The organism is Marinitoga sp. 38H-ov, from assembly GCF_011057715.1.
Lineage (GTDB): Bacteria > Thermotogota > Thermotogae > Petrotogales > Petrotogaceae > Marinitoga.
Map to the genome: position 1 here is coordinate 56,300 of NZ_LNGH01000054.1, position 8,954 is coordinate 65,253.

An 8,954-nucleotide genomic window follows, 5' to 3' on the forward strand; every position below is an offset into this window, starting at 1 on the left:
GATTATTTTTATTTAAAACTATCAACATTAATGATCTTGACATAAATAAATATGCAAATAAAAAATATTTATTTGATAAAAAGCTGGTGTTGATAAATAGTATAGTTGATGAATCTGGGAATATTTAGGTTATAGCTGAAGATCAAAATCCATCGCTAAATTACAAAAAAGCGTATTTTTTAAAAACAAATATATTTTCTAAAAAATTAGAAACCTTTTCGGAAATTGAAGAGAAAATAGATACGAGTGATCTTGAAATGATAGTTGAAAAAGAAAATATATATTTAAAAACTCCAGATGGAATATATAAGTATGACAAAAATGGGAAACTAATAGAAAAAATGATGTATGAATCTAATAAAAAAATACACCAAATGGGAAATTTATAAAAATCAATAAAAATGAACATATAAGTATGGATTTCCCTGTTTATAATAGACCAGAGTATTATATATACAGATTAAATTATAATAGAGAAAAATTAGAGAACAATATATTAGTAAAAACTCATGAAATAATACGCAATTTATTTAAGGATAAAGATGGAATATATGTTTTCACACATAATATCGAAAATGATATTTACAATATATATCTTTTAAAATATAGAGAACTTAAAAAATTATACTCATTACCGGGATATAAATTTAAAACAATCGGGAAATTTAAACCAAATGATAGCGATCATGAAGTTTTATTTCATAGTATAAAATCAATAGGAATAATCGATAAAAAAATATATTTTATAGTTCAGTTAAAAAACTCAAAAAACAAAAATTTATTGTTATTTGATATAAGAAATAAAAAAGAAGAATATATAAAATATAAATATAATGAAGAAAATTATCCAGAAAGATTGGTGGAAATTAATAATGAGGAATATCTTATTTATAATGGGAAACCATATGAGAATTATGATTTTAAAATATATAAACTAAAATAGATTGTTGATACAGAGTTTTCATCCACTTAAGATATATAAAAATTCACCTCCTGTAACTGAGAGTGAGTTGGAAGCCTATGACCCTTACAACTTGATCTGGTTAATACCAGCGAAAGGAGCGGAGCAGAGATGAAAATCCAAATCAATCTCCTGCTTCATGCGGGAGATTTTTTGTTATTTATATATAATAATTTTTTAACTCAATTAATATATCATATTATATTATAATTAAGTAAATTTATCGAATTTTAGAAATATAAAATTAACAGCAAATTTACTGCGATTTTGTTTACTTTTTTTTTTTTTGATAAAATTATCAGCGAATAATTGAAAGTTTACTGGCGCCAGTTCATAGAAAATACATTGGAGGGATGGTAATGAAAAAGTGGTATATTTTTATTGTGTTAATAGTATTATTTGTAACAAGCTTAAATGCAGCAAATATCTTAAAGACAGTTACTGAATATCATTATTCTTATTTAAATAGTTCAAAATTAGGTGAAACAGCATGGGAATATGTAACTGGTGAGGAAAATAGAAGTTCGATATCTGAAAATTTTAATTATTCAATTAAGTTAACGAATTCCTGGAGTTGGTCGCTAAGTATAGATATTTTGGGTAAATTAGGATTAGGTTCAAAAAAGGAGGATTCAACAGAAATTACAAGAACATATAATGTATCAATTCCCCCATATTATGGTTGGTACTTATATAAAAAAACTTCTCATACTAGATACTATTATAAATACTGGGTAGAAGAGAAAGAAATTTATGATGATGGCACTATGAAAACTGTTGATAGGAGTATTGATCAATTATTTTATAAAACGGTAACTAGTGAAACCACAAAAACAGAATTAAAAGGTCTGTAAACAAATATTCCCCATAACATTATTTGTTATGGGGAATTAAAATAGTCTCTGGAATAAATCTAGGAGAAAATAAAAAAACAATGAAAATTACAAATATGTAAGATTAAAAGAATTCAGAATAATACAGATAGAAAAAAGGGTAAAAACAAGTATTGTACAAGGGCGCAAAAATAGAAATATTTAGTTAATAATTATTAATTAATTATTATTGATTATTACTATTATCCTTTAAAAACACCATTTTTTAGAAGTTTGAGATAATTCAATAAGATTGTAAGGTGTATTTTAAGCATATAATAAATACTTCTAACTAATTTTCTAGTAGTAAAAATAACAGTATCTTTCTGAGATTTACCTTGATCTTTTTTCTTTTTGTAATAAGAAGTGGATCATATATACCAAATTAGTCAGACTATTCAAAGCACCTTTTATACATGATGGATAGAATTACTTTAGTTATATAATAATGCAGATTTAGAATTCTTTTTTTAAAAATAAATATCAGATTTATTAATTATATGAAAACATTATACACGAGAGGGGTGAAAATATGAAAAAGATAGCTTTAGTGATATTTATTTTAAGTGTATCTTTTATTTTAATTTTTGGAGATTTTAATGTCTTAATTCCAGGTGCTAAAAATTTTATTGAAACAGTAGAGATTGAAAATTACAAAATTAAATATTTATACTTAAAAGAAATGGAGAAATATATTAACACTGATAAAATATCGTTTGGTAAAAAGGGTAATATAGTATTGTTTAAGGAAATGGGAAAAAATAATTTATATATTTCCAATTTAGAGAATTTAGTTAAATGGAATGTTATTACATTAGATAATTTCCCAATACCTTCATATGATTCTACTTTTCGATTTGTAACAAATGATAATTCCGTAGTATTTTTTTATAATAATAATAAAAACTTGGAAATTTATCAATACTCATTATCAGATAAAAAATGGGAGTTAATAAAATCTTATTCAGATTCAGTATATTTTGATATGAATCCATCAAAAATAAACAATAATTTTTTATCTTTTGTTATACAAAATAGTGAAGATAAATTAGAACTTCATCTTTTAAATATAACCAATAGCGATGATACTCTGGTAAAAAAGAATTTTATTGGTTCACCCAAATTAGACGTAAATACAAAAGGAGATGTAATTCTTATAAACAATATAAAATTTGAATACTATAATAATGAAACTAAAACAATAAAAGAAATAGAATTAATGGATGCTTATCCAGAAATAATAATGGATGAACCATATTTTGTAACCTTTATAAATGACAATGATGTTGCTATATATAGCAGTAATAAATTAATAATACTTAATACTAAAAACTGGAAAATAAAAGATGTTATATATGAAATACCTGATAATATAGTTGGTTTAACAGGTTTAGATGATGGTAGTATTTTAATAAATATTTATGGTTATAAAGGATAATAAAAATGTTGAAAAAATTGTCATTTTTAATAATAATTTTTATATCTATTTTTGTGTTTGGGAATGAAAAAGAATATTCTTTTGAAAAACTTATTTTATCCGGGACAAATAGCTCATACGAAATAAAAGTTATAGACAGCAAATTGCATAATTTAAATACAATTAATTTATTGAAAGATATTATTCAACCTAACTTATCTTTAACTCTTAATAATAATTTTATTAATTTATCAACATCTATTTCCATTTCTTCGATTATTATGGCAAATTCAAAAGTATTTAGATATAATCTTGAAAAAGAATATAATTCTTTGAGTAAAAAACAAAAAAAGAATGAGGTTATATACCGTATTTTAAATTTGTATTCCATGATTTATAACGAGAAAGAATTACTTGAACTATATTTAAAAATTAATGATATTCTAAAAAAGAAAGAAAATTCTGAGGAATATATTCAAATAATAAATGAATTAGAAAATAGAATATATTTTAAAAAAATTACAATAGAAGAAATGGAATTAGATTTAAAAAATATTATAGGAATGGATACTTCTATAAAATATTTAAATTTATGTGAAAGTCCAAGTTTTTTAGAGATTTTAAAAAGGATAAAAATAAATATAAGTGATGGACCTCTTAATTTTGAAATATCTAAATTAGGAAATAAATTAAATGATAAAAATTCATACATTAATAATTTTTCAAATATTGCAGATTTTTATTTAGACACAAACTTTGAAACCCATGATTATGGTGTTCGTTTGAATTTATTTAAATTTTCAGGAGTAAATTTATCTTTAAACTACTCACTCAAAAGTAATTATTTTAATATTTCGATTTATGTCAATTTTGGAAATATAGGGAAAATAAATAATTTAAATTCTCCAGAATTTAATGAAAAGAAAGAAGAATTCTATTATAGAGGAAACATAGATATTATGTATAAAAATTATCTGTTTTATCAAAAAAAGTATAATGATATAAAAAAAATATTAGTAAACTTTAATTTTAAAACGTCAACAGTGGAAAATTTGATAAAATATCTACAAATATATGAAAATTTTATACAAACTATAGGAATATATGTTCAAAACACATTGAAATTAGCAAAGGAAATTGGAATTTTAGATGAAATCTATCAAAAATAAATTAAAGATTAAAAAACACAAATAACTCTCTTGAAATAAAAGTAAAATAATGGTATAATCAAAATTGAGATTATAAAAAGTAAATAAAAAAGAGCCGCAGGGGAGCTACTAATCCGTAGCTGAGAGTGAGGCGGAAGCCTCTGACCCTTACAACTTGATCTGGTTAATACCAGCGAAAGGAGCGGAGCAGAGATAAAAATAAAAATCAATCTCCTGCTTCGTGCAGGAGATTTTTCTATATCAGGAGGTGATATCTTGAGATTATATATAAACGGTAAAGTAAAAGAGTGTAAAAGCAGTACATTAAAAGAATTACTCGAAGAACTTTCTTTCAGTAACAAATCTGTTGTTGTAGTAAAAAATGGCGAAATTATTCCCATAAAAAATTATTCTGAACATCATTTATCTGAAAATGATAAAATTGAAATCATTACCGTAGTAGGAGGTGGTTAATATCAATTTTTACAGTGAAGAAATTAACAATCTATTTTTTATGGGTACTGGAAAATTTCGAGATTATAATATCATGAAAAAAGCTATAGAAGAAGCAAATATTGAAGTTGTTACCGTTGCAATGAGAAGAGCATCATATAGTAATACAAATGAAAGTATCCTGGATTATATTAATGTAAAAAAAATAATGATAAACACATCTGGAGCAAGAAATGCAGAAGAAGCATTATTAATTGCAAAAGCTGGAAAAGAATTAATGAATACAGATTGGGTAAAAATAGAAATCATAAACGATTCAAAGTATTTAATGCCGGATAATCAAGAAACTATAAAAGCATGTAAATTATTAACTGAAAATGGTTTTAAAGTATTTCCTTATATGCATCCTGATTTATATGATGCACGAAAAATGATAGAAAATGGTGCAGAAGTCTTAATGCCACTTGGCTCACCAATAGGTACAAACAAAGGATTCACAACAAAGGAGCTTGTAAAGATTCTTTTAAACGAATTTAATGTGAAGATAATAATAGATGCAGGAATAGGAAAACCATCACATGTAGCAGAGGCTATGGAATCAGGATGTCATGCAGTTCTTGCAAACACAGCAGTTTCAATAGCAGATGATCCTGTCAAGATGGTAAAGGCTTTTTCTCTTGCTGCTGAAGCTGGAAGACTTGCATATTTATCAGGAATGCCCGAAGAAAAAGAGGTGGCAGAAGCATCTTCGCCATTGTTCGATTATATAGGAAGAGATTGACATGTTTTCTGAGAATGTTGAAAAAATTATCAAATATATAGAAAAAGAAAGAAAAAAAGAACACCATATCAACTTAAAAAAAGATTTTTTTGCTGTAAATGAAATATTCGGTTTGCTTGAAAACACAAATCTTCGAACAATGGCGAAGAAAGTAATGAAAAATAACAGAAAGTTCTTTGGTGATGTTATATTTTTATACGCCCCATTATATATATCAAATTATTGTATAAATGGTTGTACATATTGTGGATTTAAAGCAACAAACAAGATTCAGAGAAAAAAATTAATCTATAATGAAATAGAAAAAGAAGCTATATATTTAAAAGATGCAGGTATAGACCATGTTCTCATATTAACAGGTGAAGATCCTATAAACACAGATTTAGATTATCTATATAATACAATAAAATTATTGAAAAGATTTTTCAAAGAAGTTTCTATAGAAACCTATTCTTTAAAAGAAGACGAATATAAAAAGCTAATATCAGCAGGATTAATAGGTGTTACAATGTATCAGGAGACATATTGTATAAAGAAATATAAAGAAGTTCATCTTTTTGGTCCAAAAAGCGATTATAAAAAACGATTAGATACAATCGAATATGCAATAAAATCTGGTGTTAGGGAAATAAATATTGGAGCATTGCTTGGATTATATGAACCAGAATTTGAAATAATAATGCTTGCGTATCATATGGATTATCTGTTAAAAAATTATCCTGAGATAGAATATGCAATATCCTTTCCAAGGATAAAATCTGCATATAATGTAAAAGAGAAATTTTTTAATATTTCAGATAAAACCCTTATACATTATATTTTAGCTTTAAAATTAATTTTTCCAAGAGTTCATATAAATATTTCAACTCGTGAAAATGCGGATTTTAGAAATGCCCTCATAGGAATTGCAACAAAGATGTCAGCAGGTTCAACAACAAATGTTGGTGGCTATACTATATATAAAAAATCAATAAAGCAATTTGAAACAGAAGATAAACGAAACTTTCAGGAGTTTATTAACTATATAAAAAGTAGAGGATATAATCCTACAACAGTAAACTGGTTTTAAGGAGGAAAGAAAATGACACAATTGGAATTCGCAAAAATGGGAGTTATTACGGAAGAGATGATAATTGCAGCAAAGCATGAAAATATATCACCAGAAATATTAAGAGAAAAAATAGCTGTTGGAAAGGCGGTATTACCAAAAAATAAAAATCATCATTTTAAAAATATCAGAGCTATCGGTGAAGGATTAAAAACAAAGGTAAATATTAATATTGGTACTTCTCAGGGATATACAGATTTGAATGAAGAGTTGAAAAAACTTGAAATTTCAGAAAAATATGGTGCAGATTCAATAATGGACCTTTCAACATGGGGAGATTTAAGTTATATAAGAAATGAAATAATCAAAAATTCAAATATCATGGTTGGGACGGTACCTGTATATGATGCTGCAACAAAAGCCATACAACAGAAAAAAAGGGTAATTGATTTTGAAGCTGAGGAGTTCATTCAAATGGTAAAAGACCATGCCGAAGATGGTGTTGATTTTATGACAATACATGCAGGTATCACTAGAACAACCATTGAAAAATTGAGAAACTCAAAAAGAATAACAAAAATAGTCTCACGTGGTGGTTCAATAATCGTTGGATGGATGATAAAAAATCACAAGGAAAATCCATTTTACGAATTTTATGACGAAATACTGAAAATATGTAAAGAATACGATATAACAATAAGCCTTGGTGATGGTATGAGACCCGGATCCCTCTACGATGCAACCGATGACCTTCAATTTGAAGAATTATTGAGATTAGGTGAACTGGTAAAAAGGGCTCGTAATGCTGGTGTTCAGGTAATGGTTGAAGGGCCGGGCCATATGCCAATCGATGAAATTGAGGCCAATGTGATATTACAAAAGAAAATCTGTGATGGAGCACCTTTCTATGTACTTGGTCCAATTACAACGGATATTGCCCCAGGATACGACCATATAACCTCTGCAATAGGTGGAGCTATTGCCGCATCCAAAGGAGCAGATTTTCTTTGTGCAGTAACACCTGCTGAACATCTCAGATTGCCAACTATAGAAGATATAAAAGAAGGGGTAATATCAACAAAGATAGCAGCCCACTCAGCTGACATAGCTAAAAATAGAAAAAATATGGATATTGATAATGAAATGAGCAAAGCAAGAAAAAAGTTCGACTGGAAAAAACAGTTTGAGCTTGCACTGGATCAGGAAAAAGCTAAAAAATTCTATACCGCAAGAAAAGGAAAAGAAAGCAATATGTGTTCTATGTGTGGACCATTATGTGCAATGAGAATTACAGAGGAATACCTCGAAAAAGCAGAAATATTGTTAATAGAATAGGAGGAATTATGATGCTTGTATTTTCAGGATTTGATCCATCTGGTGGAGCAGGTATATTACAGGATATATCAATAATGAAAATGTTTAAAATAAGTCCAAAAGCCATTATATCGGCATACACAGTACAGAATGAAAAAGAATTTAAAAGTGTGGAGTTCAGAGAAAACTTTGAAGAATTCGACTTATTTGATAAATTCTCTTTAATAAAGGTGGGAATGGCAAATTCAAAACAGATTAAAATTTTGAGAAAAAGATATAATGAAGCAAAAATTATATGGAACCCTATAATAAAAACCTCTACAGGATATACGATAATTTCACCTAATGATGTAAATGAAGGTTCAAAATACGTAGATTTAATGATAATGAATTCAGAAGAATATGAAATGGCAGATATAAACTGCGATGTAATAATCACAGGTGGGCATAAAAATACTGAAAAAATAGAAATATTATATAAAAATAAAAAATTCTATTCACAAAAATATGAAAAACAATTACATGGGACAGGCTGTACTTTCTCTTCACTAATAACAGCACATATTCATATGGGTTATACTATTGAAGAATCCATTAATGCTTCATTATATTATATGGATAAAATGGTTAAAAATTCAGAATTTTCTGTAGAAACAGAAAATATGATATATGAATTTCATAAAAATTATATTTTAGAGGAGCTTTGGAAAATAAAATCTGAAATAAATAAATTAGGGAAATATACCATACCTGAAGTTGGTCAAAATATAGTATTTGCGTTGCCAGAGGCAGAAAATGAATATGATGTTGGGAAATTTCCAGGTAGAATACATAAACTGTATTTTGCAACTCAAAAGTAAGCCAAATTATAATTGAAAAATGGGCCAAAAAAATAAAATGTTGAAAACATCCGTGTTTTAAACAATATTAAGTTTTTGTTAAATTCATCTTATTTTTTCA

General features: G+C 26.4%; 10 protein-coding genes and 1 riboswitch. All 10 genes read left to right on the forward strand.

Annotated features, from left to right (window positions below; all coding sequences use genetic code 11):
* The first annotated feature begins 257 nt into the window (after positions 1-257).
* The 10 genes from AS160_RS11565 (at position 258) to AS160_RS10805 (ending at position 8,854) form a co-directional block, all read left to right on the forward strand.
* Complete coding sequence (locus AS160_RS11565) at positions 258-389, forward strand: hypothetical protein (protein WP_277601316.1); 132 nt, start codon at positions 258-260, stop codon at positions 387-389.
* Positions 390-415: 26 nt separating this feature from the next.
* On the forward strand, positions 416-943 hold the full coding sequence (locus tag AS160_RS10765) for a hypothetical protein (RefSeq protein WP_165148896.1): 528 nt from the start codon (positions 416-418) through the stop codon (positions 941-943).
* 377 nt (positions 944-1,320) lie between these two features.
* Entirely contained in the window at positions 1,321-1,815 is a 495-nt protein-coding gene (locus AS160_RS10770; protein WP_165148899.1) for a hypothetical protein, read from the forward strand.
* 550 nt (positions 1,816-2,365) lie between these two features.
* On the forward strand, positions 2,366-3,271 hold the full coding sequence (locus AS160_RS10775; protein ID WP_165148902.1) for a hypothetical protein: 906 nt from the start codon (positions 2,366-2,368) through the stop codon (positions 3,269-3,271).
* A gap of 5 nt (positions 3,272-3,276) precedes the next feature.
* Positions 3,277-4,419 carry a hypothetical protein gene (locus AS160_RS10780; protein WP_165148905.1) on the forward strand — a complete coding sequence of 381 codons (1,143 nt, stop codon included), beginning with the start codon at positions 3,277-3,279 and terminating at the stop codon, positions 4,417-4,419.
* Between the two features lie 88 nt (positions 4,420-4,507).
* Positions 4,508-4,617: riboswitch (TPP riboswitch) on the forward strand.
* A 57-nt stretch (positions 4,618-4,674) separates the two neighbouring features.
* Complete coding sequence (gene thiS / locus AS160_RS10785) at positions 4,675-4,872, forward strand: sulfur carrier protein ThiS (protein WP_165148908.1); 198 nt, start codon at positions 4,675-4,677, stop codon at positions 4,870-4,872.
* A complete protein-coding gene (locus AS160_RS10790; RefSeq protein WP_165148911.1) occupies positions 4,865-5,632 on the forward strand; it encodes a thiazole synthase in 768 nt (255 codons plus the stop codon). Before thiS ends, AS160_RS10790 begins: the two co-directional genes overlap by 8 nt.
* A 1-nt stretch (position 5,633) precedes the next feature.
* Entirely contained in the window at positions 5,634-6,701 is a 1,068-nt protein-coding gene (locus tag AS160_RS10795; protein WP_165148914.1) for a radical SAM protein, read from the forward strand.
* A 12-nt stretch (positions 6,702-6,713) separates the two neighbouring features.
* Positions 6,714-8,015, forward strand: coding sequence for a phosphomethylpyrimidine synthase ThiC (gene thiC / locus AS160_RS10800; protein WP_165148917.1), 1,302 nt, complete (start codon positions 6,714-6,716; stop codon positions 8,013-8,015).
* A gap of 11 nt (positions 8,016-8,026) precedes the next feature.
* Entirely contained in the window at positions 8,027-8,854 is an 828-nt protein-coding gene (locus tag AS160_RS10805) for a bifunctional hydroxymethylpyrimidine kinase/phosphomethylpyrimidine kinase (RefSeq protein ID WP_165148920.1), read from the forward strand.
* The last annotated feature ends 100 nt before the right edge of the window (positions 8,855-8,954 follow it).

What these genes read in the sequence shown, in the direction of transcription:
- AS160_RS11565 (WP_277601316.1), top strand. Translation starts at nt 258, where the DNA reads ATGATAGTTGAAAAAGAAAATATATATTTAAAAACTCCAGATGGAATA.
- AS160_RS10765 (WP_165148896.1), top strand. Translation starts at nt 416, where the DNA reads ATGGATTTCCCTGTTTATAATAGACCAGAGTATTATATATACAGATTA.
- AS160_RS10770 (WP_165148899.1), top strand. Translation starts at nt 1,321, where the DNA reads ATGAAAAAGTGGTATATTTTTATTGTGTTAATAGTATTATTTGTAACA.
- AS160_RS10775 (WP_165148902.1), top strand. Translation starts at nt 2,366, where the DNA reads ATGAAAAAGATAGCTTTAGTGATATTTATTTTAAGTGTATCTTTTATT.
- AS160_RS10780 (WP_165148905.1), top strand. Translation starts at nt 3,277, where the DNA reads ATGTTGAAAAAATTGTCATTTTTAATAATAATTTTTATATCTATTTTT.
- AS160_RS10795 (WP_165148914.1), top strand. Translation starts at nt 5,634, where the DNA reads ATGTTTTCTGAGAATGTTGAAAAAATTATCAAATATATAGAAAAAGAA.
- thiC (WP_165148917.1), top strand. Translation starts at nt 6,714, where the DNA reads ATGACACAATTGGAATTCGCAAAAATGGGAGTTATTACGGAAGAGATG.
- AS160_RS10805 (WP_165148920.1), top strand. Translation starts at nt 8,027, where the DNA reads ATGCTTGTATTTTCAGGATTTGATCCATCTGGTGGAGCAGGTATATTA.